The sequence below is a fragment of the Halioglobus maricola genome (assembly GCF_009388985.1).
Lineage (GTDB): Bacteria > Pseudomonadota > Gammaproteobacteria > Pseudomonadales > Halieaceae > Halioglobus > Halioglobus maricola.
In genome coordinates this window covers 3,187,972-3,212,876 of the sequence record NZ_CP036422.1, presented here as the reverse complement: position 1 = coordinate 3,212,876, position 24,905 = coordinate 3,187,972, and the positions used below count along the sequence as shown (strand labels likewise).

19 protein-coding genes and 1 other RNA gene are annotated in these 24,905 nt (G+C 58.5%); 15 read left to right on the top strand and 5 right to left on the bottom strand.

The window, feature by feature from the left end:
* The first annotated feature begins 112 nt into the window (after positions 1–112).
* Positions 113–436, top strand: a complete 324-nt coding sequence (locus tag EY643_RS14550; protein ID WP_153239913.1) for a hypothetical protein — start codon at positions 113–115, stop codon at positions 434–436.
* A 185-nt stretch (positions 437–621) separates the two neighbouring features.
* Here the strand turns inward: EY643_RS14550 and EY643_RS14545 are convergent, their stop codons facing one another.
* Both EY643_RS14545 and ssrA read right to left on the bottom strand, forming a co-directional pair.
* On the bottom strand, positions 622–1,665 hold the full coding sequence (locus EY643_RS14545; protein ID WP_153239912.1) for an SAM-dependent methyltransferase: 1,044 nt from the start codon (positions 1,663–1,665) through the stop codon (positions 622–624).
* Between the two features lie 44 nt (positions 1,666–1,709).
* Positions 1,710–2,100, bottom strand: a transfer-messenger RNA (tmRNA) gene (gene ssrA / locus EY643_RS14540).
* A gap of 266 nt (positions 2,101–2,366) precedes the next feature.
* Between ssrA and EY643_RS14535 the strand changes: the two genes are divergently transcribed.
* From EY643_RS14535 to EY643_RS14520, 4 genes are all read left to right on the top strand, one after another.
* The gene (locus tag EY643_RS14535) at positions 2,367–7,955 is read left to right on the top strand and encodes a DUF7933 domain-containing protein (RefSeq protein WP_153239911.1); all 5,589 of its coding nucleotides are present in this window, start codon (positions 2,367–2,369) and stop codon (positions 7,953–7,955) included.
* A 112-nt stretch (positions 7,956–8,067) separates the two neighbouring features.
* The gene (locus tag EY643_RS14530) at positions 8,068–10,434 is read left to right on the top strand and encodes a PEP/pyruvate-binding domain-containing protein (protein WP_153239910.1); all 2,367 of its coding nucleotides are present in this window, start codon (positions 8,068–8,070) and stop codon (positions 10,432–10,434) included.
* A gap of 58 nt (positions 10,435–10,492) precedes the next feature.
* The gene (locus tag EY643_RS14525) at positions 10,493–11,557 is read left to right on the top strand and encodes an NAD(P)H-dependent amine dehydrogenase family protein (protein ID WP_153239909.1); all 1,065 of its coding nucleotides are present in this window, start codon (positions 10,493–10,495) and stop codon (positions 11,555–11,557) included.
* Positions 11,558–11,610: 53 nt separating this feature from the next.
* Positions 11,611–12,423, top strand: coding sequence for a sulfite exporter TauE/SafE family protein (locus tag EY643_RS14520; protein WP_240732718.1), 813 nt, complete (start codon positions 11,611–11,613; stop codon positions 12,421–12,423).
* 284 nt (positions 12,424–12,707) lie between these two features.
* On the opposite strand, the gene smpB is transcribed toward EY643_RS14520, so the two are convergent.
* On the bottom strand, positions 12,708–13,190 hold the full coding sequence (gene smpB / locus EY643_RS14515; RefSeq protein ID WP_153241062.1) for an SsrA-binding protein SmpB: 483 nt from the start codon (positions 13,188–13,190) through the stop codon (positions 12,708–12,710).
* 107 nt (positions 13,191–13,297) lie between these two features.
* On the opposite strand from smpB, the gene EY643_RS14510 reads away from it, so the two are divergent.
* The 3 genes from EY643_RS14510 (at position 13,298) to EY643_RS14500 (ending at position 15,452) form a co-directional block, all read left to right on the top strand.
* Complete coding sequence (locus EY643_RS14510; RefSeq protein ID WP_153239908.1) at positions 13,298–14,647, top strand: sodium-dependent transporter; 1,350 nt, start codon at positions 13,298–13,300, stop codon at positions 14,645–14,647.
* A gap of 66 nt (positions 14,648–14,713) precedes the next feature.
* Positions 14,714–15,145: a type II toxin-antitoxin system RatA family toxin gene (locus EY643_RS14505; RefSeq protein ID WP_153239907.1), complete on the top strand. Its 432-nt coding sequence runs from the start codon at positions 14,714–14,716 to the stop codon at positions 15,143–15,145.
* A 4-nt stretch (positions 15,146–15,149) separates the two neighbouring features.
* Positions 15,150–15,452, top strand: coding sequence for an RnfH family protein (locus EY643_RS14500; protein ID WP_153239906.1), 303 nt, complete (start codon positions 15,150–15,152; stop codon positions 15,450–15,452).
* A 17-nt stretch (positions 15,453–15,469) separates the two neighbouring features.
* Here EY643_RS14500 and EY643_RS14495 read toward each other — a convergent pair whose 3' ends face one another.
* Positions 15,470–15,844, bottom strand: coding sequence for an outer membrane protein assembly factor BamE (locus tag EY643_RS14495; RefSeq protein ID WP_240732717.1), 375 nt, complete (start codon positions 15,842–15,844; stop codon positions 15,470–15,472).
* A gap of 34 nt (positions 15,845–15,878) precedes the next feature.
* Between EY643_RS14495 and fur the strand changes: the two genes are divergently transcribed.
* The gene (fur, locus tag EY643_RS14490) at positions 15,879–16,289 is read left to right on the top strand and encodes a ferric iron uptake transcriptional regulator (RefSeq protein WP_153239905.1); all 411 of its coding nucleotides are present in this window, start codon (positions 15,879–15,881) and stop codon (positions 16,287–16,289) included.
* A 7-nt stretch (positions 16,290–16,296) separates the two neighbouring features.
* Here fur and recN read toward each other — a convergent pair whose 3' ends face one another.
* On the bottom strand, positions 16,297–17,949 hold the full coding sequence (gene recN, locus EY643_RS14485) for a DNA repair protein RecN (RefSeq protein ID WP_153239904.1): 1,653 nt from the start codon (positions 17,947–17,949) through the stop codon (positions 16,297–16,299).
* 124 nt (positions 17,950–18,073) lie between these two features.
* Here recN and hrcA point away from each other — a divergent pair, with 124 nt between their 5' ends.
* From hrcA to trxA, 6 genes are all read left to right on the top strand, one after another.
* Positions 18,074–19,108: a heat-inducible transcriptional repressor HrcA gene (gene hrcA, locus EY643_RS14480; RefSeq protein WP_153239903.1), complete on the top strand. Its 1,035-nt coding sequence runs from the start codon at positions 18,074–18,076 to the stop codon at positions 19,106–19,108.
* A gap of 129 nt (positions 19,109–19,237) precedes the next feature.
* A complete protein-coding gene (grpE, locus tag EY643_RS14475; RefSeq protein WP_240732716.1) occupies positions 19,238–19,840 on the top strand; it encodes a nucleotide exchange factor GrpE in 603 nt (200 codons plus the stop codon).
* Between the two features lie 92 nt (positions 19,841–19,932).
* On the top strand, positions 19,933–21,852 hold the full coding sequence (dnaK, locus tag EY643_RS14470) for a molecular chaperone DnaK (RefSeq protein ID WP_153239901.1): 1,920 nt from the start codon (positions 19,933–19,935) through the stop codon (positions 21,850–21,852).
* A 123-nt stretch (positions 21,853–21,975) separates the two neighbouring features.
* Positions 21,976–23,115, top strand: a complete 1,140-nt coding sequence (gene dnaJ, locus EY643_RS14465; protein ID WP_153239900.1) for a molecular chaperone DnaJ — start codon at positions 21,976–21,978, stop codon at positions 23,113–23,115.
* Entirely contained in the window at positions 23,112–23,918 is an 807-nt protein-coding gene (gene dapB, locus EY643_RS14460; RefSeq protein WP_153239899.1) for a 4-hydroxy-tetrahydrodipicolinate reductase, read from the top strand. The genes dnaJ and dapB overlap by 4 nt, the downstream gene beginning before the upstream one ends.
* 9 nt (positions 23,919–23,927) lie before the next feature.
* Positions 23,928–24,782, top strand: a complete 855-nt coding sequence (gene trxA, locus EY643_RS14455) for a thioredoxin (protein WP_153239898.1) — start codon at positions 23,928–23,930, stop codon at positions 24,780–24,782.
* Positions 24,783–24,905 lie beyond the last annotated feature (123 nt).

Genomic DNA, 24,905 nt, shown 5'->3' with positions numbered 1-24,905 from the left:
GCGTGGCGCAGGATTGGCGCAGGTTTGTTTACTCGACCGAACACGCCTGAAAAGCCGACATGTATATGCGTACACGGTTTATTTGGCGCCCCAAGGCATTATCCTTAGTCCTATGAAATCGAAACTACTGATCACCTGCCTGTTGTTCTCCGCGTACACCCACGCTGACGTATTCCCGAAAGTAGATGGCGACTGCCCCACCGGGAGCTATTCCTCCGGCGATTACTGCAAGACCTTTTCCAGCACGGATAAGCGTGGCATCAAGATAGTCGCGAATACCTCGGGTGGCCGGTGCCCAACGGGCTGGTACAAATCGGGAGGCTACTGCAAAGCCTATGGTGCAAAGGCGGCGGAAGAGGAAGTGATCGAAAAGGTGGGGGATAGGTGCCCGACAGGCATGTATACCTCAGGTGGTTTTTGTAAATCGTACAAATAGACCAGAGGATAAGCTGACCGCTACATTACGATATCTAAGTTCATTCCCGTTAAATTCGTTAACTTCCCTAGTTGCTCTTCGTTACTTCCAGTTCGGATTTCCGGGAAATGTTGAAACAACACATACATTATTACCGGTATTGAGTTGTTTGGGGCGGCGGGAATTGAACCCAAACCCACAGCCCCTCATTCATCCTCACCCTGATCAATGCAGAACTTCGGATAGCTCCCAAGCCGAAAACTAACCCGGTAGCTCGTTCCAGCCCGCAGCGGCGCCAGTTCACTGCAGCGTAGCGGCAGGGTGATCTCCGATTCATAGTCCAGTAGCTGGTACTGCTCAAACGCCTGCACACGCGTAAACAAAACGGCGTCAAAATTTTCAAGTTTGGCGAGTGGAGGAATTGTGACGTACACCGGGTTCAGCGTTATTGCGCCAGTGGTGTCGTCTTGTTGAGCATTTTGTAGCAGCGCGGCAGCGCGCTGGGGTGTGAGGCTGAGCACAGTGTCCAGTGGGTGGCGTTTGCCCGTCTTTGTCAGCATGTCAGGGTCCAGCGTCGCACCTTGTTTAAATGCAGCTGTCTCACTGTCCAGATCAGCCAGGCACAACTCAACCTCGATTTTCTGGGGTATGAATATTCCACGTTCGTGTAACTGGGGCGCCAGGTTTGCGGTGACGGCGAATTGCGGTTCCTGCTCCAGCGACTTCTGCATCGTCTCAACGATGATGACGTGGGGGCGAGTGGGGTGCTGATAATGGCAGGCATCGTCCTGCACGTAGGTGATGCGATACCCGTCCAGGCCAACAATCTGAATGAGCGCGCTAACACTTTCGAGTGATTGCTGGTGGATGTCCAGTAGGTGCACTTCGAGTTCGTCGGGGTGGAATTTTTCCAGCAGTGGCAGCAGCAATGTGGCGAATGGGCCGCAGCCGGGGTACAGGATCTGAATCGGGCCGTTGAACCGTTCACGGGCGGCTTTAATTGCCGCATAGGCACCGCGTATATAGATCACACTACGCTGATAGTCGGTTACGCAGTGGGCGGCGGCCTGTGGGTTAATGGCTACCCCGTTGTCCAGCAGCGAGTCTCCAGCCCAGGCATCAAAGCTGCGGTCGGGCACGATGCCGCTGGCTGCACTGCAAAGGTCGCTGAACGCGTCCAGCGCCTCACGCAGTAGGGCGGGGGAGCTGGCCTCATCGAGGAGAGTGTCGCTGATGTGTGTAAGTTTCATGCTCGCATAAAAAAGCCCCGGTTAAGGGGCTGTTTTTCTTGAGTTGGTGGAGGTGGCCGGAATTGAACCGGCGTCCGTCAGACCGCTGCCTTTGGCTCTACATGCTTAGATTCCGTTAATTAAGTTAACCGCACACAGCCCAACGGGCAGGACGTGATTGGCGAGTTCTGTAATTTTTAACAGCAAAGCCCAGAACATACCTTGCTGCGGTCCAGTTCTATATGACAGTCAGTAAGCGCGGTACTGGCACCTTGTTTATGACCGCTAGAGCCGAAGCTACTAGATGGTGTCTTTTGACTGCTTACGCAGCCAGCTGAGCACCGTAGTTGTCGTCGTTGGCAACTATAAAGTTACAGCTTTCGATTAACGTGATTGGCTGTCATCACGACATGCACCAGAAGGTTTTGTATCCGTCGTCGAATCCAAATCACCCCCGTAGAACCGCGCATTATACCCAATTTGGCACCTGAATGCGGAAATTTCCGGACGAGTCATCCTGGGGTCGTGAAACTTAGTCAAAATTATCTATTTCTCGTGCTTATTACCGCTATCTAGCGGGTTTCGTGACCTGGTCCACAACTCATCGTTTTGGGCAAAACTTGCGTAAGCATACTCTGTATAGTCGCGGCGAATCGGGTGAGAAAACTGGCGGAGTTCAGTCCCCATGGCGTGAAGCACGTAAATGTAAGAGGCAGTCTGTAGTGAAATTCCGCAACATTATCCGCAATATAGGCCGGCGTATTCCGTCCAATACCTCGTTTCGTGCAGTGGTCGCCCTAGCGTCGCTTGCCATGTCGCAGGGGGTGTTGGCCCAGGCGACCAATGCCGATTTCAGCGTCAATGTTAATCCGGGAGCGACGACACCCAACAGTATTCTGGTGTACCCGGGCGAGGCGACGAGCCTGCGAGTTACCCTGTCGAATGGCTCCGCCACGCCTATTACTGGCGTCAACTTCAGCAAGGCATTGCCGACAAATGCGCTCAACGGACTGCTGGTCAACGGGCCTGCAAGCATTGTTGATGAGGGAGAGTGCGGAGGCGTGCTCACGACCACCCCGGGCAATCCAGATATTTCTCTCGCAGGCCTGACCATCCCGGCACTGGGGCTCTGTTACCTGGATATTCCGATCGTCGCCTATTCTGTGGATGGCGAAAGCTCCACGCTGGTCTACTCGCTGCTGAGGGGCGAGGTCGATTCTGACCAGGGCGCCAACAATACGGGTGGCCCACAAGGCATCACGCTGCAGTCCGCTGATCAACCCGAGTGGGAGAAATCATTCGTGGGCGACGACGTTGTCATCGTCGGAGGTGCCCTCAAGACGCTGCGTTTTACTCTGCATAATCGCGATTCCACTGTCTCCCTCAACAATATCGGGTTTCTGGATATATTCCCGACGGCCGGTTCTGACGGTGCAATTATCGAGCCTGCAGGCACCCCGGTGGGGGGCACCTGTGGTGGCACAGTCGACTTGACTACAGGTGCTGCGGCCCAGGTGGCGGTGTCCGGTATTAATCTGGCGCCAGATACCAGCTGCACGATCGATGTGGAGGTACGGGCCCGCCACTCTGATGGCGTTTACACCCGCTCCCGCACAAATACCATTTCTACTGACACCTTCACCAGCGACGAGGGCCTGGCCCCGGCCAGCGATGCGTCCCAGCGTGTGCGCGCCCGCTCGCCGCTCGCCGTTCGCAAGCGATTTAACCCCGGAGTTGTCGCCAGTGGTGAAGAGAATACATTCACTATTACGCTGACCAATAGCGGTTCAGCTGACCTGACCGTTGATGGCTTTACGGACAATCCTATTTCAGCAGCTCCCTACGTCGGCAACCTTTTGATCGGCTCCTCCGCTGATATCGCTAACAGCTGTGGTGGCAGCACCTCACTCGAGAGCGGTGGCGAGGGCTTCAATGTTGCCGGGTTTGATATCCCCGGTGGCGGCGAATGTGTCATCAGGGTGGCTTATACAGGCACCACGCCTGGCGCAGACACGCCAACCACCTATACGAACGAGATACCTGCTGGCGCAGTGGATACGGTGGATGGTGTCGTGAGCCAGGCGCAGTCTGCAACTGTGCTGGTGGCTGACCGCTTGCGAGTGCTCAAACAGGTTAGCCCGGAGGATGCATCACCAGGTGACCCGGTGAACTACGAGGTGGAAATTCAGAACTACTCCACCAGCGTGCTTTCAGATGTTGATGTCACCGACAGCTTACAGAACGGCTCTACCCTGCTTCTCAGTGGTGGTTTTGCTCCCACGCTCAGCCCAGCTTGTGGCGCTCTGGATCTGAATGGCGCATCACCTGGCGCCAGCTCATTCACCTTTACTATCCCAACGGTGCCGGGACGAAGTGCCGCTACCAACACCCCTGGCACTTGTACGATTTCTTTCTGGGCGATGCTCGACCCTGACGGCAGTGGCGACACTGAAAATGAAATAGCTGCCGGCGATGTTTGCTACGGCACTGTTCCGCGCATCTGTAATAACGTTGGGTCTGGCTCCACAGAGGTGAATCCGCTGGATACCATGACCGTGCTCAAGCAGTTCGATGGCGAGGACAGCGTTGCGGTAAATGAGGGCACTCCCTCGCGTGTGAGCTTCACGGTTGCAAATCGCTCTGTCAGCAGTCTGTCCAGTCTGACCCTGAGTGACACTTTGCCGTCTGCCGGTGCATTCCAGCAGCTGCGTGTGGCAAGCCCGGCGAACATCAGCAATACCTGTGGCGGCTCGGTGACCGCGGTAAGCGGTTCAACGTCGATTGCGCTGAATGGTGGCACTGTGCCAGCTTACGATGGTTCAGACCCGGGCACCTGCATGGTCGCCGTCGACGTGGTTGGGCCTGCGGGTGAGTATCCAAATACGGTCAATAGTTCTGCAGTGCGCCAAAACGCCAATGGAACGACGACCATCTTGAATGAATCGGACGATGCCACGCTCACCTACACGGATGCGCTGGCAGTGAGCAAACTGTTTCTGCCGGATTCGGCGGGCTCCGGCGGCCGTTCCACCGTCAGCATCGAGCTGGTGAGTCTGGACGCCTCCCGTCCGATTACGGGTGTCGCCTTCACGGATGATTTGCCCGCAGGCATGCTGGTGGCAGATCCAGATAACAGCTACACCACCTGTAACGGCCCAACTGTTATCGACGCCGTGCCGGGAAACAGCAGTGTCGCCTTCAGCGGTGCAACGCTGGCGCCCCTGGCGAGTTGTGAACTGCGCTTTGATGTTATCGCGACCGGCACTGAGAACTGGGTTAACGAGATTCCCGCTGGCGGTGTCACGGCCGATGGTGGCCTACTCAATCGGAATCCTATCAGCGCCACGTTGAACTACATCCCGCTGGAAGTCCCGCTGATCTCCAAATCGATTGAACCCGGTGTGGCTGTGCCAGGTGAATCTTCTCTGCTGACAATTGAGATTCGCAACGCAGACCAGGACCTCACCAATGTTCAGGTCACTGACTACTTCACCATGGATGGCACCACCGGTACCTTGCCCAACGGCATGCGGATCGCAGCAGCGCCTGAGGCGACCACCACTTGCCCGGGCGGCATTGTGTCAGCGGCGCCTGGGTCCCAGAGTGTCGGTTTGTCTGGAGCAAGCCTGGCGGCAGATGCCAGTTGTACTGTTCAGGTAAGAGTCACTTCTACGACTGTCGGTACCATTACAAATACAATCCCGGAAAACAGCATCGAGTCCGATCAGGGAGCGACGAACTCAAGTTCCTTTGCCCAGAGCAATCTCAGTACAACGTCTGACGCGGGTATCAGCAAGACCTTCACGCCGTCAGTCGTGGGCCCCAATGAGATTTCAACACTGCGCATCACCATATTCAATGCGCGTGCCGAGAGTATCACCGCGATGGAGCTGGTTGATCAGTTTCCCTCTGGGCTGCTCGTGGCGGACGAACCCAATGCCTTCTCCAACTGCGGCGGCGGTGCCCTGGTGGACTTCCCTGATGCTGCCAGTGTACGCCTCAGCGGTGGTTCTATCGGTCCGGCCCAGGGTGCTGAAGCGGCATCTTGTTATCTCGAAGTTGATGTCTACTCCACGGTGGAAGACAGCTATCTCAACGTCATCGAGGCAGACTCCCTGACCTCCAACGGCTTGACAGTTCCTCACCCGGAAACCACCGCCCGTCTTGAAGTGCGTCAACGCTTGATCGTTACCAAGGCCTTCGATGACCTCACCCTCGATGCGGACGATCCCTTCGACTTTACCACCGGCGTGGCAGCGAGGCTGCCTGGCGCAGACGCCCCTCTGACCATCCGTCTGGAAAACCCGAATACCGGAACGCTGACGGAGGTGAATTTTGTCGACAGCCTGCCAGATGGACTGGTGTTGGCGGACGTGCCTGATATTGCAACGACCTGTATTGATGGCCTCGTCACTGGCGTAGCTGCCGGGCGTGAGTTGCGTCTGACGGGAGCGACCCTGCCACCTGCGGGTGAAACCGGTGCCATCTGTACTGTCACTGCCAATGTCGTCAGTAACATCCCGGGTACCTACATTAATGAAATTGCGGAAGGGGAAGTCACCAGTTTCGAAGGCATCAATAACTTGCCTGGCACCCAGGCGCAAATTGTTGTGGCTGAACCACCGGCCGTCAGCAAGGGATTTGCGCCACCTGTGGTAGCGCCGGACGTTGCCTCAACACTGACTATTGTTATCGGCAATGACAATGAAGCGGAGATGACGCTGGAGGCAGATCTTGTTGATAATCTGCCAGGTGATCCTGCGCAGATGGTGGTAGCCGACCCCGCCAATATAACGACAAGCTGTCCGGATGGAACCGGCATAGTTGATGCAGATGCCGGAGAGTCTGTAATTACCATTGCGAGTGGCACGGTGGTCCCTGAAGGGGGCTGTGTGGTGTCCGTAGACGTGACAGCACCCGAGGCAGGTGACTATCTCAACAGCATTCCTGTTGGTGCCCTGGTGACTAACTTTGGTACTAACCTCGCGCCAGCGAATGGGCCTCTCAAGGTCAGCACGCTGGGCTACATTTCCGGCAAGGTGTTCCTGGACAACCAACTGGTACCAGACGGCACTTATCTGGCAGGGGACTCTACGCCCATACCCGGAAACGTGATCGAACTGCGCACTGGGGCTGATTGTAGCGGCGCTCTTCTGGATTCGACGCTGACGGATGACCAGGGCAATTACCTCTTTAGTGAGCTGGCTGCCGATACTTACTCGGTGTGCCAGCCAACTCAACCCGACGATACACTCAACAGCGTTACAACGCCCGGCACCATCGAGACGTATGCGGGTAGCGGCGGCACTCCAGGTGTGGCTTCCAATCCCGTGAGCGGTAGCCCTACCAGTCAGGTTGCAGAGATTATTCTTACCGACAGTGGTGATGCTGCCGAGGTGAGTGGTTCTCCTGATAACAATTTCTCCGAGGTACTGCCTGTCAGCATCTCCGGCAATGTCTATTTTGACGCCAATGATGACGGCGTCTTTGACCCGGGTGAAGCGGGTATAGAAGGTGTGACTATCACTCTGACTGGGCCTGTGAACCTGGTGGTGGTAACTGGCCCGGACGGCAGTTACAGCTTTGAAGGGCTGCCTCCGGGCGAGTACACCGTGACTGAAACGCATCCAGAGGATTGGACCGATGGGCAGGATACCGCGGGCACCGTCGACGGTGTCTCGCGCGGCGATGATTCGGTGGATGACGTGATTAGTGTGATTGTCCTCGCACCCGGTGAAGATAGTGTCGACAACAACTTTGGGGAGAACCTGTCGGCCGTCGATCTGTTGGTCAGCAGCGCTTCTGCCTGTATTCAGAATGCGGCGTATATCGACTATGAACTGCTGAACTACGACGGCTCTGATGTGACGGTGGAGCTACTCAGCACTGAAGGCCGTCTGGTCCAGCGCCTGCAGAATCAGCCATCTACAGGCACCGTTCTGTGGCCCGGTATGGTGGTCGATGCGTTCGACAATGGTGTGGGCTGGCCGGGTTGGATCGAAGAAGATGGCGTATGGTCAGAAGTGCCAGATGACCGGGTACCAGAACTGGTTCTGCGACTCAGCGTGAATCCGGAAGTGGAAGTAACGCTGGGTTATCCACCGGCGACGCCGGCTTGTCTGACACAGCCTCCCGGCACATTGCCTGCGCCTTCTCCAGCGCCTGCACCCGGTTCGCCCACAACGACCGACACCAATACCCCGCAGGCGATTCCGGTTGGTCCGCAGGGTATGGTGTGGTTGATCGCCATGCTGTTGATGGCTGCAGGTGGTCGTCGCCTTAACTCAGCGCGCGGGTCCGCTGCGCGCTGAGAGCTATTGCAACCAGGTAAATCCAACAACGTGGTTTAAATAGGCGTTCCCGGTAAATTGACCTGCGCATTGGTTGTGCGAGGCTGATTGTCACAAGCCGCTGGAGCCAAAGTTGACCACGTCCAAAATAATAACGCTCGATCAGATCACGGACGATTCATGCGGGGGTAAGGCTCACGGCCTGGCCCAACTGCAATCCATGGGCCTGCGAGTGCCGCCGGCCTTCGTTATTCTCGCTGCCAGTGCTGATGCGCCGCCGGCTGATCTATCCACGCACCTTAATACCCTGGGCACCGGTCCTGTTGCCGTGCGGTCGTCCGCTCAGGGTGAAGACGGCGCCGAGGCGTCCTTTGCCGGCCAGTACGATACTGTGCTGAACGTCCAGGGCGAAGACGCGGTGCAGGCTGCGATTCGTCAGTGCGTGGAATCTGCAGGTGATGCCCGGGCTGAAGCCTATCAGCAGCGCCAGACGGGCAACGCTGGTGCAGTCATGAATGTGGTTGTGCAGCGTATGGTCAACGCACGTTATGCCGGCGTGGTGTTTACCGCTGACCCGGTGAGTGCGCGCCGGGATCATCTTGTGATCGATGCGGTGGCTGGACTTGGCGAGGCACTGGTGAGCGGTGAAGCGACGCCGGATCATTATGTCATCGACCCTGACGGTGTTCGCGTCGCCAGTCACTCGGCGGGTGATCAATTGTTGCTGGACGCTACAGCCCTCGAGGAAATTGCAGCGGATGCCCGACGCGCCGAGGCAGTCGCGGGGCAGCCTCTGGACCTGGAGTGGGCGATCGATGAAGCAGGTGTGTTGTACTGGTTACAGGCCCGACCTATCACGACATTGCCAGCAGATTTGGGTGAATTCGATACTGAGCTCCCGCGGCCGGACGACGTGCTCACCATCTCCAATGTGAGCGAAATGATGCCCGGTGCCGTGAGCCCGCTCACCGGGTCATTTACCGGCTGGGGTATCGACTACGGCTTGCAGGACATGCAGGTGAAGGTCGGTGCGCGGGCTGCCATAGACCCGGCCTGGCAGGTCACTGCCTGGGGCTTCGGCCATCTCTTTTTGAACCTTACCGGTAACGTGGTGATGGGCGCGGCTGTGCTTGGTTCGAGTGTGGAACAGACGGCCCAGACATTGTGTGGCCGCGTGGTGCCCGAGCTCAAACCGCTGCCGCCACAGCCGCTGTGGCGCAGGGTCATCAATACCGGAAAGCTTTTGCACTACTGTTGGCGAGCGCCCAGTGTGGTGCAAGATTTTGATGCAGAGATGGCGGCATTCCAGTTGGCGTCGTGCGCCACCAGCCGTGAACAGTGGGCCGAGATCGAAGGCAAGGCGTGGTTCTTCAATCACGCTATGGCGGTTCATATTCAGAGCTCTGCGTTGTCTGGCTTCACGTCAGCCATTGTGGAAAACATGGTCGCCAGGCGTTCCAACCAGGCGAGCCTGGAGGAGCAGGCTGAGGCCGTGCGTTTGTTGGCGGGTGCCAGCGAAGTTGAGAGCGCGATGATGTTGGCAGAGCTGGATGAGCTGGTCGCGCAAGTGGCGGAGCATCCTCAAGCGCCCACTGGCTTTGCACAAGCTTCCATTGAGGACGCGCTCAGCTGGCTGCGCAGCCAACCGGATCTGGCTGAAGGGCTATCGACGTTTCTTCGCGACCATGGCCATCGTGGCTACCGTGAACTTTGTGTTCGCGATCCCTCCTGGGGCGATGACCCCGCCACGCTTGTGCAGAGCATGCAGGCTGCAGTGAGTGCCCGGCTCGCCGGGGGCGTTATCAAGCAGGCGTCGCACGCCCCGATCGACGAGGTCGGCCTTAGCCGCGGGCTGCGTTTTGTGCTGCCGCGCGCCCATAATGCTATTCGCCGGCGGGAGCACACCAAGTCACATCTGGTGCGAGCAGCGCACAGGTTCAAGCTGGCGTTTGCGCAACTGGGCGCATTGCTTGCAGAGGAAGGCCATCTGCCCGATGCAGACCTGGTCTACTTTTTTGGCATGGACGAACTGGCGGCATTTGTAGCCGCGCCAGGTGACGCACGCGTGGCGCAGGCAGAGCTGCGACGCAAGGCCTTGCCGTTTCAGCAGAAGTTATCGTTTCCTGAAATTTCAGTGGGCAAGCCGCAGCCTGTGGAAGTCGCCGCTGCAGCAGCGGGCGATGGTGCGCTGGAAGGGCGCCCCGCGTCGACAGGTGTCGTCGAGGGTACGGCGCGGGTGGCGCTAACCCTGGCGGATGCAGCGAGCCTGCAACCCGGAGAAATCCTGGTTACCCCTATCACTGATATCGGGTGGACGCCGTACTTCAGCATGATCGCAGGGCTTGTGACTGACCTTGGGAGTTCAGTGTCCCATGGTGCGGTGATTGCGCGCGAATATGGGCTGCCCTGCGTGGTGAATACACGTGTCGGCACGCGTGTTCTGCAAACCGGTGACCGGGTCCGCCTCGATGGGGATAGCGGCCTGGTGACCCGGCTCTAGTCCGGATGCGGCTCACTTACGTACGTTTCATGACAATCAATCACCGGGAGAATAGATAATGACAATCAATGTGGTGACCTGGGGTACGGGTAACGTCGGCCAGTACGCAGTGCGAGCTGTGCTTAATCACCCTGAACTGGAGCTGATTGGGCATATTGTTTCCAGCGAAAACAAGGCGGGCAAGGATGTGGCCGAACTGGCGGGCCTCGGAGAGCCGACGGGTATCCTTGCCACCGATGACATCGACGCTGCACTGGCCCTGGGCCCTGACTGTGTCGTGTACACCGCGCATTCCGAAACCCGGATGATGGAAGCGGCTGAAGATCAGACGCGTTGCTTGCGGGCCGGGATCAATGTGGTTGCCAGTTCACTCTTCATGTTGCAGTGTCCGCGCAACCCCTCAATCGCATTTCTGGCGGACCCTCTGGCAGCCGCGTGCGAGGAGGGCGGTGTCACCTGTTTCAACAATGGTATCGATCCCGGCTTTGCGAATGACACCATGCCATTGGTCTTTACCGGGCTGTCCGAGTACTGGACCAGTGTGCGCATGCAGGAGGTTATCAATTACTCCACTTACGAACAGGAACACACCATTCGCGAAGTGATGGGCTTCGGCTATCCGACCGACCACGACTGTATGTTGTTCCAGGAAGGCATGTTGTCGCTGGGGTGGGGTGGGGCAGTGCACTCCGTCGCCGAGGGGCTGGGCGTGACGCTTGATCGGGTCTATGAAGTTCATGAGCGGCTCCCTCTGAATGAGGACGTGACGAACGGCATGGGCCTGTTCGAAGCGGGCACGACAGGCGCAATGCGCTTTGAGGTGCGTGGGGTGATTGACGGCCGCGACGCGATTGTCCTGGAGCATGTCACTCGCCTCACCGAAGACATCGCGCCCGACTGGCCCCGCGGTAAAGGTTACCGGGCCATTATTGAAGGTGAGCCACGCATGGAAATTACCATGGACATGGAGGATCGCAACGGCGACCACGCGGTGGCGGGTGTGATTCAAACCGCCACGGCCATCGTTAATGCCATTCCCGCGGTTGTCAATCACACGCCGGGCCTGGTTGCAGCGATGGATCTTCCCAAGATTACGGGTAAGGGCCTCTACCGTCCCGATTGAGCTTGGCTGTCTGTGCGGTGTATTCTGCCGGCTGATCTCATAAGGAGCTGCCCGTGGAAGGCCTCATTCCCTTGATTCTTACCATGCTCGCTACCGGTGCGGTGGCGGGTGTTATCGCCGGGCTGCTCGGTGTGGGTGGTGGCATCGTGATTGTGCCGGTGCTCGATACCGCACTAGCACTGCGCGGGGTCGACCCCGCCATCCGTATGCATATCGCGGTGGGGACGTCGTTGGCGACCATTATCTTCACCTCGATTTCTTCCTCACGCGCCCATCATGCCAAGGGCGCGGTGGATGTCAGCCTGGTCCAGTTTTGGGGGCCGTTCATTTTTGTCGGTTCGCTGATGGGTTCGGTGCTGGCGGCTCAGGTGCAAAGTATCGTGCTCGCCGGTATTTTCGGTGTGGTGGCCCTGGTCATCGCCATTCACATGATGCTGCCGCTGGAAAATTTTCGGCCCTGGAAAGATGTGCCCCGGCGCCCGGCCGCAATTGTCTTGCCGACAATGATCGGCGGGCTTTCCTCGATGATGGGTATCGGTGGTGGCACCTTCAGTGTGGCGGCGCTGACCATGATGAGCCAGCCCATTCACCGGGCGGTGGGAACGGCGGCGTTCTTCGGGCTGTTGATCGCCATTCCGGGCACCATCGGTTTCATCATCAACGGCTGGGGTGACCCGCGCCTGCCGGCGATGAATATTGGCTACGTGAACCTGATTGGCGTGGCGGCTATTTCGCCGATGACGGTGATGATGGCGCCGCTGGGTGCAAAGCTTGCGCACAAGCTTAATCAGCGCCAGTTGAGTTTACTGTTTGGTGTCTTTCTGCTGATTGTGTCGGTGCGCATGCTGGCACGGGCGTTCGGCTAAAGTTTACCGGCAACGGAAAACCGCAATCGAATACAGGGGAGCAGTCGACTGCGGTTAAGTGGTGACCTTTGACGGGGGATGACAGCTAGCAATAGACGGCTATCGTCAGGGCCTTCCGCCAGGTGCTCTCCTCCATGGGAGAGTATTGCGGTTATCACCGTATACCACGTGAGTTACCCCTTCTGCTCCAGGGGCGGAGATAGCTCGGGGACTCACAGTATTAACTATGGTACCGGTCTCCAGGTTCGGCAAGGCGATTTATAGACCGAGTTAGTCTAAGAACGTCACTGCTTAACGTTGTCGCGGATAATACGCTGCTTTTGCCGGTTCCAGTCTTTGTCTTTTTCTGTGTCGCGTTTGTCGTGCGCCGTTTTACCCACGGCGAGCGCGATCCTTGCTTTCACCAGATGGCCCTTCCAGTACAGCGACGTGCACACGCAGGTCTGGCCCTTGGCAGTGGTGGCCGCCAGGATCTTGGCCAGCTCCTTCTTGTTCAGCAACAACTTGCGGTTGCGAGTGGGCTCCGTCACGTAGTGAGTGGAGGCGCTGAGCAGCGGGGTGATATGTGCATTCAGCAGGAAGGCTTCACCGTTTTGCATGAATACATAGGAATCCGCCAGATCGGCTTTGCCTGCACGCAGGCTTTTGACTTCCCAGCCGGCCAGCGAGACGCCCGCCTCGAAGGTCTCCAGCAATTGGTAGTCGAAGCTCGCCCGTTTGTTCTGGGCGATAACGTTTTCCGGTGTCTTGTGTTTCTTTTTAGCCATGGCGCGCATTATACGGACGCGGGAAAGGACATAAACGGTAATCTTTCCCTTTTCACTCCGGTGTCGCTGGTGCAATCTAAACTCATGATAATTCTAGGTATTTTTTAGTGGTAGCAGCAGTGTGGGGTACCTCGCCCGGCTGGCACTCACGCACGACCTTCGTGCTGGCGCTGGCGGCGGCCACCATCGGGATGGGTAGCCTTTGGCGCTTTTCCTGGCTGATGGGCACCAACGGTGGCGGCGCGTTCATGCTGACTTACGTCGCCTCCCTGTTGTTATTGAGTGTGCCGATCATGGTCGCGGAGATCGTGATCGGTAGCCACGGCAGAGCGGGGCCGCCGCTGGCACTTCGGCGGGTGGCTGACCGCAACCTTATTTCCCGCCGCTGGATGGCACTGGGCGTATTGGCCTCGGTGAGCGGGCTGCTGCTGGCAGCTTGCCTGGTAGTGGTGGCTGGCTGGGCGCTGGCCTATATCCCGCTGATGCTTGGTAATACTTTCTCCGACGCCAGCGCACCGATGGTGGCAGATGCGTTCACAGCGCTGCTGGCCGACCCCTCGCGTCAGTTGCTGTGGCAGACCCTGTTTGTAGCGGTGCTGTTGATTGTCAGTGCCCAGGGGGTGCGGCGCGGTCTGGGCATATTTGTGTGGCTCGCGGTGCCTCTGCTGATTACGCTGCTCGCGGTACTGGTGCGCTTTAACCTTGATAACGGCAACCTGGTGCTGGCGCGCGAGTTTCTGTTCAGTGTGAAGGCCGTTGATTTTACCCGTGAGGCGGTGCTCGCCGCGGTGAGCCACGCGCTGTTGACCTTCGGTTTGGGCCTCGGCGTTGGCATGGCCTACGGCGCTTACACGCCGCGGCGCATCCCGGTGCTGCGATCCATCCTCGCGGTGGCGATCTTTAATATAGCGATTGCGCTGCTGGCGGGGCTCGCCGTGTACCCGCTGATTCTGGCCAACAACCTGGTGCCTAATGGTGGGCCGGGGCTGCTGTTCATCAGCGCGCCCTATGCCTTTGGCAATATCCCTCACGGCGAGGGTTTCGGGGTCGCATTCTTTCTGCTCACCGTGATCACAGCGCTAGCGGCCGGCCTCGCGCTGTTGGAACCGGCAATCGGTACGCTGCGCCAGGCCTTGCGCGGCCAGCGTTGGGCGGCGGTGCTGGTGTGTGCTGGCGTGGTCTGGTTGCTGGCGGCGGCGATCACATCGTCATTAGCCGGGGAGGGGTGGTTTGGAAATCACAACCTGTTACTGGTATTTGACGAGCTGGCCACCGAAATCCTGATTCCTCTGGTATGTTTGCTCACCGTGCTGTTGGTGGGCTGGCGGTTGCACCCTGCGGTCTTGCGCGAGCAGTTGAGCCGCGAGTCGGATGCTATGTTCTCGCTCTGGCGGGGGCTGTTGCGGTATATTGCGCCGCTGGCCATTGTTGCCCTGGTTCTGGCACGGCTGCTGTAACACCGATTGAAACCACTTTAGTAACGACATTTTTAATGCAAAATACGCGAACACCCACGATCAGCCATGACTAATATCCAGCGTAGTGCGCTGCTGCCCTACAAGCCCAAACAGATGTTTGATCTCGTCAACGATATCGAAGCCTATCCGCGCTATATGGAAGGCTGCGTCGGTGCCGAGGTGCTGCACCGCGCTGACGATATCGTCGAAGCGCGGCTGGATCTGGCCAAGGGCGGCATCAAGCAGAGCTTCTCAACGCGCAACAGGGTGGTAGATTCGCGTCATATCGCGCTGGAGCTGGTCGACGGCCCTTTCAACCAGTTTGAGGGCAGTTGGGAATTCCTGCCCCTCGGTGAGAAAGCCTGTAAGGTAAGCCTTGAACTGAGTTTCAAAGTGAACAACGCGGTGCTGGGCGCTGCGGCAGCCAAGCTGTTTGATTCTGTAACGATTAATCTGGTGAGCGCAGTGGAAAAGCGCGCCAAGCAACTGTACGGGTGATCTGATGAGCGAAACCATTCATGTGGAAGTGGCCTATGCGCTGGAAGGCAAACAGATGATCCTCGCGCTGGATGTGGCCGAAGGCACTACAGCGCTTGCGGCGGCAGAGCAGTCGGGCATCACTGAGAAGTTCGAAGGGATCGATCTGGAGAACGCCAAGCTCGGCATCTTCTCCAAGGTAGTGGCACCCACCCAGGTGCTGCATGAGGGCGACAGGGTAGAGATCTACCGGCCGCTGATTGCCGATCCGAAAGAGGTGCGCAAGGCGCGGGCGGCGCGGGCTAAAGAGAAGCGGGCGAAGGGCTAACGCTCAGTTGCCGGGGTTCAGGCCCCTGCGCGATCCTCGGAGGCATCGCCGCGTACTTCCACCAACACATCATTTTCAAAAACCACGGTCAGCTGGTTCTCAGACAGGATGTCCAGGCCGTTGCTGCGACGGTAGGTGTAGTCCCAGCGGTTGTTGTTGAAGGGGTCTTCTACCAGCGGTGTACCGAGGATAAAGCGCACCTGGCGCTTGCTCATGCCGGGCTCCAGTTGCTCTACCATGTCCGGGGTCACGATATTGCCCTGTTCAACGTCGATCCGATACACACCTGGGAAACCCACGGCGCCGCAGGCGCTGAGGCAGGTGAGGGTGAGGACTAACAGGGCAATACGCATCGGGTAAAACTTCCACTTCGTTAACTGGGGTGGCATCATACCGCTACTCAATCCTAACTAGAAGCCCCGAAGCATGGCCGAAGAAAACCAGGAACTGCGTAAAGCAGGCCTGAAGGTGACACTCCCCCGCGTCAAGATCCTGCAGATTCTCGAAGCTGACCGGGGCCCCCATCATATGAGCGCGGAAGACGTTTATCGCGCGCTGCTGGATGCGGGTGAGGATGTGGGCCTTGCCACGGTCTATCGGGTGCTGACCCAGTTTGAGACTGCAGGCCTGGTGACCCGGCACAATTTCGAGACGGGCCATTCCGTATTCGAACTTGCCAAGGGCGAGCACCACGACCACATGGTGGACGTGGAGTCAGGTGATGTTATTGAATTTCACGATGAGCTTATCGAGCAGCGTCAGCGCGAGATTGCCGAGCAACACGGCTTCGAACTGGCTGATCACTCGCTGGTGCTCTACGTCCGCAAGAAGAGCTGATAGCGAGCTAGGCGCTCTCCAACATTTCCCGGGCGTGCGCCAGGGTCTGTTCGGTAATCTTCACTCCGCCTAACATCCGGGCGATTTCTTCTACCTTCTCCTCGGCGGCCAGCTCGCTGAGGCTGGTTTCCACGGATTCCTTACTGGAGCGCTTGCTCACCTGAAGGTGTTGGTGGCCCTGTGCCGCCACCTGGGGCAGGTGGGTTACGCACAGTACCTGGGCGGTGCTGGCGAGGTCTCGCAGCAATTTGCCTACAACCTCCGCCACGGCGCCGCCGATACCCACATCTACTTCATCAAACACCATGCTGGGCACGGTGCCGGCGCTGGCAGTCACAACCTGAATTGCAAGACTGATGCGTGAGAGCTCACCGCCAGAGGCTATCTTGCCCAGGCTCTGCGGTGCAGCACCGGGGTTGGTGCTGAGCAGGAGTTCAATGTCCTCCACGCCGTGAGGGTGGGGCGCTTCGGTCTCGCGAGGCTTTAGCGATACTTCCAGGGTGCACTGGGCCATGGCCAGTGTGGCAAGAATTTCCTGCGCGGCCTTCACCAGTTTCTTGCCGGCTTTGGCCCGGCCGCTGCTGAGTTTCCTGGCCTGCTTGGCGTAGGTGTCCTCAAGCTGGACCATCTCCGCCTGAAGTTCGTTGATGCGCTCCTCGCTCCCGGCGAGGCTGTCCAGTTCCTCACGCAGGCGCTGGTGCACTTCTGCCACCTGTTCGGGCATCACCCGGTGTTTTCGCGCTACATCGTAAATGGCTTCGAGCCGGCGTTGCACGGCGTCGAGGCGCTCCGGGTCGATTTCCACGGCATCGAGATGGCGCTGGATTTCGCTGCGGGCCTCGGCGATCTGGATGGCGGCGCTGTCGAGTAACTCCCGTGCACTGCCGGCGGCATCGCTGGCGTGAGCATCGTCACTGATCAATTGCAGGGCCTGGCGAGTGCCATTTTCCTGCTCGTCACACAGGTCCAGCGCGGAGTGGGCGGAGGAGAGAATCTGTTCGGCATTGGCTAGCAGTTTCTGCTCCTGCTCCAGTGCCTGTAGCTCGTTCTCGCCCAGATCCAGCTGGTCCAGCTCTTCCACCTGGTAGGCCAGTAACTGGGCGCGGGAGGCGTGCTCATCGGCTGAACCGGTGAGTAATTCGAGCTCGCGCTGGGCGCGGAGCCAGTCTGACGCGCTTTGTTCCACTTCGCCGGCAAGTTTCTGGTGGCCCGCGTAGGCATCGAGTAGTGCTCGTTGCACGGGTTTACGCAACAGCGACTGGTGGGCGTGTTGGCTGTGGATGTCCAGCAGTAAGGCACCCAGTTCGGCACAGTCCTGTAGCGTGGATGAGGAGCCATTGATGTAGGCGCGACTGCGGCCCTCGGCGGTGATCACCCGGCGCAGCAGGCATTCATCGCCGCCAGCCAGGTCGCGGCTGTTGAGCCACGCGGTGGCCGCGGGGATGTGACTGATATCAAAGGTGGCGGCAATTTCGGCTCGCGGTGCGCCGTGGCGCACGGCTTTCGGGTCGGCCCGGTCTCCCAGACAAAGGCCCAGGGCGTCCAGGGTGATCGATTTGCCGGCGCCGGTTTCGCCGGTGATCACGGTCATACCCGGAGCAAATTCCATCTCCAGTTCCGAGACGATGGTGTAATTACTGATGCTGATATGGCTGAGCATGGGATTCCCCGATGGTTTCAGCAGTTATACCCCAGATGCCGATCTGCATAAACATCATCGGCGTTAACCTGTCGCTTTCCGGTGCAGGTTTTGTAAATCGCGCCTGCTGTGATACAACCGGGGCATGACAATTGATGTGATATCGGACCGCGCCAGCGTTCTGCTCAAAACCCTGGTTGAGCGCCACATTCGCGACGGGCAGCCCGTTGGCTCGCGAACGCTGATGGAGGAGGCCGGCCTGCCGGTGAGTGCCGCCACTATTCGCAATGTGATGTCCGATCTCGAGGATCGCGGCTTTCTGATCTCTCCGCACACCTCCGCGGGTCGCATCCCTACGGCGATGGGCTATCGCCTGTTCGTCGACAGCCTGCTGCAGGTGCAGCCGCTGCACTCTGAAGCCGTTTCGGCACTGCGGCATGAACTCAATCCGGATAAATCCGCCAATGAACTGGTGCAGAGTGCCTCCAGCCTGCTCGCCAATATCTCTGCCCAGGCCGGCCTGGTAACAGTGCCCCGGCAGGAGGCCCATCAGTTGCGCCAGGTGGAGTTTCTGCCCCTCTCGGGCAACCGGGTGCTGGTGATTCTCGTGGTGAATGAGCGCGAGGTGCAGAACCGTATCATCTATACCGAGCGGCCTTTTACTGAAGAACAGTTACGGGAAGCGGCCGCCATGGTCAACCAGCGCTTCGCCGGCCGGCCGCTAAACATTGCCCAGGAGGATATCCTGCGCGAAATGCACGATGCCCGCGCCCAGATTGACGCCTATTTACGCGATTCTCTGGAACTGGCCAGTAAGGCGCTGGACCAGGAAGTGAACGAGGAAGAATACGTCATGGCCGGCGAGAGCAAGCTCATCGGCAATGCGACCGCCGAGGAAGTGCTCAAGCTGCGCGAGCTGTTTGATGCATTCGAGCAGAAGAAAGACCTGCTGCACCTGCTTGACCGCTGTTCCAGCGCCGACGGGGTACAGGTATTCATTGGGGAAGAGGCCGGCTACGAGGTCTTTGGTGACTACTCTGTAGTGACCGCACCCTACAGTGATGGGGTGCAAACCCTGGGTGTGCTGGGGGTGATTGGCCCCACGCGCATGGCCTATGAACGTGTTATTCCGATAGTCGATGTCACCGCCAAGATGTTGAGCCAGGCGCTCGCTAAATAGCTCGATTCCTCCGCGCAGTTCTGCCCGCGCAAAACCGCCAAAAAACCCCTCGAATCACCCCTTGAACCCCCCCAATTTGCCCCCATATCCCTTGCATCCCCTGAATTGATGCCATTACGGAGTGCAAACGTGGCCGAGCAAGACTCAAAACAGCCGGAAAACAACACCCAGGAAGACCAGCCAAATACTCCCGAGGTTGAGCTGGAAACCGCCGAAGAAATCGCAGCAGCTGAAGCCGCGGCCGAGGCGGCTGAACAGATCGCCCCGGAGCCCGCTGAGGACGACGAGGTAGCGCAGCTGCATGAAGAACTCGCCGCTGCCAAAGACGCCGTTCTGCGGGCCCAGGCCGAGGTTCAGAACGCCAAGCGCCGTGCAGAGCAGGACATTGAAAAGGCCCGTAAATTCGCGCTCGAGCGGTTTGCTGGCGATCTGCTTCCGGTAGCCGACAACCTGGAGCGCGCTCTGGAAAGCGCTTCCGGCGATGACGAGGTGATCAAGCCTATCGCCGAAGGCGTAGAGCTCACCCTGAAAAGCCTGATTGATGTGCTGGGCAAGCAGAATATCGAGGTGGTCGACCCCAACGGCGAGCCCTTCGACCCGAACCTGCATCAGGCCATGAGCATGATCGAGAACCCCGAGGTTGAGCCCAACACCGTGATCGCGGTGATGCAGAAGGGCTACACCCTCAACGGCCGCTTGATTCGTCCCGCGATGGTGATGGTCAGTAAATAAACAAGGGGGGTTGAATCCGGCCAGATTGACCCCAGATACAGAACAACGCAATTGATAAGGCGCCGAGGCGCCACCCAAACTGGAGATTAACAATGGGCAAGATTATTGGAATCGACCTGGGTACCACTAACTCGTGTGTATCCGTACTGGACGGCGACGCGCCGCGCGTCATTGAGAACGCTGAAGGCGATCGCACTACACCATCCATCGTGGGTTACACCGACGACGGTGAAATCCTGGTAGGCCAGAGCGCCAAGCGTCAGGCGGTGACTAACCCCACCAATACCCTGTTCGCGGTGAAGCGCCTGATCGGCCGTAAGTTCAAGGACGATGTCGTACAGAAAGACATCAGCATGGTCCCCTACAAGATCATCGCCGCCGACAATGGCGACGCCTGGGTACAGGCACGCGACGAGAAGATGGCACCCCCTCAGGTGTCAGCTGAAGTGCTGCGTAAGATGAAAAAAACCGCCGAGGAATTCCTGGGCGAGCCGGTGACCGAAGCGGTTATCACTGTTCCCGCTTACTTTAACGACTCCCAGCGCCAGGCGACCAAAGACGCCGGTAAAATTGCTGGCCTCGAAGTAAAGCGCATCATCAACGAGCCGACAGCTGCAGCACTGGCCTACGGTATGGACAAGGCCAAGGGCGACCACACCGTAGCGGTATACGACCTGGGTGGCGGTACTTTCGATATCTCCATCATTGAGATCGCGGAAGTCGATGGCGAGCACCAGTTTGAAGTGCTTTCTACCAACGGCGACACGTTCCTCGGTGGTGAAGACTTTGACCTGCGCCTGATCGAATATCTGGCAGGCGAGTTCAAGAAAGAGCAGGGCATCGACCTGCACAACGATCCGCTGGCACTGCAGCGCCTGAAGGAAGCTGCCGAGAAAGCCAAGATCGAGCTCTCTTCCAGTCAGCAGACTGAAGTGAACCTGCCCTATATCACGGCAGACGCTACGGGTCCCAAGCACCTGGTTGTGAAACTGTCTCGCGCCAAGCTGGAATCCCTGGTCGAAGACCTGGTCAAGCGCTCCATGGAGCCTGTAAAAACAGCTCTGCAGGATGCCGGCCTGTCTCCCTCCGAGATCGACGATGTGATCCTGGTCGGTGGCCAGACCCGCATGCCGATGGTGCAGACCCAGGTTGCAGAATTGTTCGGCAAAGAGCCGCGCAAAGACGTGAATCCTGACGAAGCTGTGGCCATGGGTGCATCCATCCAGGGTGCGGTGCTGTCCGGAGACGTAAAAGACGTACTGCTGCTGGACGTGACTCCTCTGACCCTGGGTATTGAGACCATGGGTGGAGTGGCTACGCCGCTGATCGAGAAGAACACTACGATCCCGACCAAGAAGTCACAGACGTTCTCCACTGCGGACGACAACCAGACTGCCGTGACCATTCACGTGGTCCAGGGTGAGCGCAAGCAGGCCACGGGCAACAAGTCACTGGGTCGCTTCGACCTGGCCGACATTCCGCCCGCACCGCGCGGCATGCCCCAGATTGAAGTTACCTTCGACCTGGACGCCAACGGTATCCTGCACGTGTCTGCCCAGGACAAGGCAACCGGTAAAGAACAGTCGATTCGTATCACCGCCTCGGGTGGCCTGAGCGATGAAGACATCGAGCAAATGGTCGCAGACGCTGAAGCGAATGCTGAAGCAGACGCCAGGTTCGAGGAGCTGATCACATCCCGCAATACTTGCGAGGGCTTGATCCATGCTGCCAAGAACACGCTTGAAGAAGCCGGCGAGCACGCCACTGACGAAGAGAAGGCCGCGATTGAAGCCGCCGTCACTGAAGCAGAGGAAACTGTTAAGGGCGACGACAAGGAAGCCATTGACGCTGCGGCTGAAAAGCTGACTGAAGCCACCGGCCCTGTAGCGCAGAAGATGTACGCTGCCCAGGCCGAACAGGCCCAGGCTGCTGAAGGCGCTGCACAGGCTGAGCCCCAGGGCGAAGATGTCATGGACGCCGAGTTCGAGGAAGTACAGGACGACAAGAAGTAAGTCCCGCACTTTATCCCCGTGAGCGCCGCTATAGCGGCGCCTACGATTCAAGTTCGACCACGCGGGCCCTAGCTGCCCGCGTAGTCATTTAAGGATTAGCTGAAAAAAGCACGCTGAGAAGCCATGTCAAAACGCGATTACTACGAAATTCTCGGGGTCAGCAAAAGCGCTGACGAGAAGGAGATCAAAAAGTCCTACCGCCGGGTGGCGATGAAATATCACCCTGACCGGAACCCGGACGATCCCGAAGCCGAGGATAAATTCAAGGAAGCCACCGAAGCATACGATGTCCTGATGGACTCGGAGAAGCGCGGGGCGTACGACCAGTATGGCCACGCGGGCGTGGACCCGAACATGGGCGGTGGTGCCGGCGGCTTTGGCGGCGGTAGCTTCAGCGATGTGTTCGGCGATGTGTTTGGCGATATCTTTGGCGGTGGAGGCGGCGGCCGTGGTCGTGCCGGCCCACAGCGTGGTTCCGACCTGCGCTACACCCTGGATATTTCGCTGGAAGATGCCGTCAAGGGCACCACGGTTGAGATCAAGGTGCCAACACTGCACAGCTGTGACACGTGTGACGGTTCTGGCGCCAAGAAGGGTTCCAGTCCTGTTACCTGCTCCACGTGCGGTGGCGCGGGTCAGGTGCGTATGCAGCAAGGCCTGTTTCAAGTGCAACAAACCTGCCCCCATTGTCATGGCCAGGGCAAGACTATCGACGACCCGTGCCAGGATTGCCACGGCCAGGGCCGCGTCGAAAAGACCAAAACCCTGTCTGTAAAAGTTCCGCCTGGTGTCGACACCGGCGATCGCATCCGCCTTTCAGGCGAAGGCGAGGCGGGCCCCATGGGCGGCCCTGCCGGCGACCTGTTTGTACAGATGTCAGTGAAGCAGCACGCGATCTTTGAACGCGATGGCAAGCACCTGTATTGTGAGGTTCCAATCACATTTACTGATGCAGCCCTCGGTGGCGAGCTGGAAGTTCCCACGCTGGACGGCAAGGTGATGTTGAAGATCCCTGCGGAAACGCAAACCGGTAAATTGTTCCGCTTGCGTGGCAAGGGTGTTAAGCCAGTGCGCGGTGGTAGCGTGGGCGACCTGCTGTGCCGGGCGGTAGTGGAAACACCGGTGAACCTCGACAAGCGACAGAAAGAACTGATGCAAGAACTGGCGGAAACTCTGGGCGAATCGGGGCAAAAGCAGTCCCCGCGCCAGCACAGCTGGTTCGAGGGAGTAAAGAATTTCTTTGACGATATGACCTCATCATGACAACAAGAATAGGTATTACCGGCGCGGCCGGTCGCATGGGCAAAACCCTGATCGAAGCAGTGAGCCTGGCGGGCGATGAACTGCAGTTGGCGGCCGCCATAGAGCGACCTGAATCCAGCCTGGTAGGCGCGGATGCGGGTGAGCTCGCAGGTATCGGTAAGATAGACGTTGCGGTTTCCGCATCGCTGGAAGACGTGATCGGCAACATCGACGTGCTGATTGACTTCACTATTCCAGCCGCGACGGTGGCCAACGTGCAGGTCTGTGCCGCTGCCGGCACGGCCATCGTGATAGGCACCACCGGCTTTGATGATGCCCAACAGGCAGTGATCGATGATGCCGCGACGAAGATTCCCCTGTGCAAGGCCACCAATTTCAGCACCGGTGTAAACCTGTGTTTCAAGTTGTTGGAAGTGGCGACGCAGGTGCTGGGTAATGACGTTGATATCGAGATTGTCGAAGCGCACCACCGGCACAAAATTGACGCCCCCTCAGGCACTGCACTGAGCATGGGCGAAGTCGTTGCCGACACCCTCGGTCGCGACCTGAAACAGGTTGCCGTCTATGGCCGCGAGGGCCAGACCGGTGCTCGCGAGCGAGACACCATCGGCTTTGCCACAGTGCGTGGCGGTGATGTGGTTGGCGACCATACCGTGAGCTTTATGGCTGACGGGGAGCGAGTTGAAATTACGCACAAGGCTTCAAGCCGTATGTCCTTCGGCCGCGGTGCAGTGCGCGCTGCGGGCTGGTTGCCTGGTAAGGCACCCGGCTTTTACGATATGCGCGACGTGCTCGGCCTGTAGGAACACTTTATGTCTGAACATATCGTCAATATTGATGAAACCAACGCCGCGGCGTTGTTGATCGAGGAGTCCCATAACCGCCCGGTTGTGGTGGATTTCTGGGCGGACTGGTGTGAGCCCTGCAAGGTGCTCATGCCGCTGCTGGAAAAAATTGCCGACGAGTACAACGGTGCATTTCTGCTGGCGAAAGTGAATGCCGACGAGCAGGGCATGATTGCCCAGCAGTTCGGTGTGCGCAGCCTGCCCACCGTGATGGTGATTAAAGATGGTCAACCGGTGGACGGCTTCGCCGGTGCCCAGACAGAGAATGAAATCCGGGCACTGCTCGGCAAATACCTTCCCAAACCCTGGGACGGACTGCTGCAACTGGCGAAAGAAGCGATGGACGAGGGCAATTTTGCCGCTGCGCTCACGCCGCTGCGCCAGGCCTGGGATGAATCGGGCCAGCTGTACGAAATTACCGTGGCCTACTGTCACTGTCTGATCGAGGCCTTGCGCCTGGACGAGGCCGCAACGCTGCTGGATGGCGTGCGCATGGCGGACCAGGACGCTGCCTACGAGCAACTGCGCGCGCAGCTCGAGATCAAACGCCAGGCGGCGAAGTCTCCCGAGGTGGATGCGCTCGAACAACAGCTGGCAGCAGACCCGGACAATCTCGACATCATGGCCGAATTGGCGGTGCAGCTTACCAGTGGCGGGCGGTTCAAAGACGCGATGGAGCACCTGGTGACCATTCTGCGCAAGGACCTCAATCACGGAGATGGTGCCACCAAAAAGGCGCTGCTAGACACAATTGCCAGCCTTGGCAAAGGCGATCCCCTCGCCGCAGAGTACCAACGCAAGCTCTACAGTCTGCTCTACTGATCCCTCCTGCTAATGGCCGCGTACGCTGCGGTCAATTATTGTGATACCTGTCAACATTGTGCCTCCCGGTACCACTCGCTATGGTACTGGCCGGTATGGGTTTTTGCCCAAATTCCCGCGCAC